This is a genomic window from Bacteroidota bacterium (assembly GCA_034723125.1).
In the GTDB taxonomy this organism is placed as follows: Bacteria; Bacteroidota; Bacteroidia; order CAILMK01; family JAAYUY01; genus JAYEOP01.
In genome coordinates this window covers 1-1,787 of sequence record JAYEOP010000507.1, presented here as the reverse complement: position 1 = coordinate 1,787, position 1,787 = coordinate 1, and the positions used below count along the sequence as shown (strand labels likewise).

1 protein-coding gene is annotated in these 1,787 nt (G+C 30.4%); it reads right to left on the bottom strand.

Annotated features, from left to right (window positions below; genetic code table 11):
* Positions 1–226: 226 nt before the first annotated feature.
* Positions 227–1,787 (bottom strand): PKD domain-containing protein (locus tag U9R42_13180; protein MEA3496972.1); only part of this gene is annotated, 1,561 nt, incomplete at its 5' end.

Sequence of the window (1,787 nt, the reverse complement as noted above, 5' to 3'; positions counted from 1 at the left end):
GATAGAAATAATGATTGCCGTCCGAAATATTTTTTATCTAAATTTGTTTTTTATCAGAACAAATTTGTCTAAATTTGTTTTTAAAACGAATTATATTGGTAACTTTGAACGCAACTTGGTATGAAATATAAATTTTCGCCATCCGAATTTTTCAAGATAAATCAACTCAAAAAAAAGTCCCACTTTTTAAAAAAGGCGGGACTTTAAAATTAATGTTGAATTAAAATTATTTGATTTTCATAAATTTTCTTACAAGCTGTGAATTATCTGAACTATTGATTAAAACTGTATAAAATCCCATTTCAAGTTGTGATACTTCAAGGCTAATAATATTATTTCCTAATTGTAAATTTTCTTTTGTTGAAAAAACAATTTGTCCAAGCTGATTAAGTATTAAAATATTGAATTCAACAGGCTTGATAATTGAAACATTAATATTTATTGCATTACTTGATGGATTAGGATAAATATTTCCAATGCTTTTTATCATATCAGAAATTTGATTATTTATTGAGGCAGAAATGTTATCATCATTAACTGTAAAAGTAATATTATCGGAAGTTTTATTAGACTTATCAATAACAACATTAGCCGAATAGGAAATTTTACCAATTATTTCTGCATATACTTTATAGCTTCCTAATGCAATATTTTCAAATGAAAATTCGCCTTTACCATCCGAAAATGTATAAGCAACCGGTCTGTCAAATTCATCAACTAACATTATTTGAATACCTTTCATATAATTTGATCTGAAATTTGCACCTTTATTAACTTTTCCGCCAATAAATCCGGGACCTCCGGGATTGTTACCTTGCAACATGTTTATATTGCGTTGAACAAAATTATTTCCCGAGCATACAACATCTGTTGCCTGATTCCAGAATAAAACCGTATCATAATATGTTGGCATATAATTTTGATAGTATGATGATTGCGAACGTAAAGCAGCTTTTAATAAATATGTACCTGCTACTACATTTCCAAAATAATATAAACCTGAAGAATCGACATTGAAAGTATCAATTGCAGTAAGTGTACTATCCTGCGGATTAAAATAAATCAAATATGCAGTTGCCTTGTCAACGTAATTTGTTCCGGCAAGTATTACTCCGCCAATTGATGAATAAGATGGATTTGTTCCTAATGTTATTGATTTACAATGTGGAGTACAGCTCATTCCACTATGAGATATTGTTAAACATGCATGGTATGTTCCAAAAGAAGAATATGTGTGTTGTACGTTCTGACCTGTTCCTGTACTGTTGTCTCCAAAACTCCAAGTATATGTTGCGTTAGCCGAGTTAGTAGAATCTCCATAAAAAGATACAGTTTTACCATTTTTTGAATAATTAAAATAGCTTGAACATCCTGTATTTGCAACTCTTATCATTTTACAATATGTATCTGTACAATTAGTTTTTGTAATTGTAAGGCAAACATAATAAACTCCACTTGACGAATATGTATGCTGAATTGTTTGTCCTGTACCGATGGTGCTATCACCAAAGTTCCATGTGTATGTAGAACCACTACTCGAATCTGCAATAAAGTTTATCTTATTAGTATTTGTTTGGTCAGGAAAAGAATAGAAATATGCTTTACAGTTATTTGTGTTTTGTTGAGTTTTTAATGTGTAGCTGTGGGTACTTAAGCAATTTGTAGCTGAATCGGAAATTGCAAGTGTAACCGTATAAGTACCATGTTGAGAGTAAGTATGAGTTGGATTTTTAACAGATGAAGAATTTCCATCTCCAAAGTTCCATAACCATTGTGTCGGATTGCCT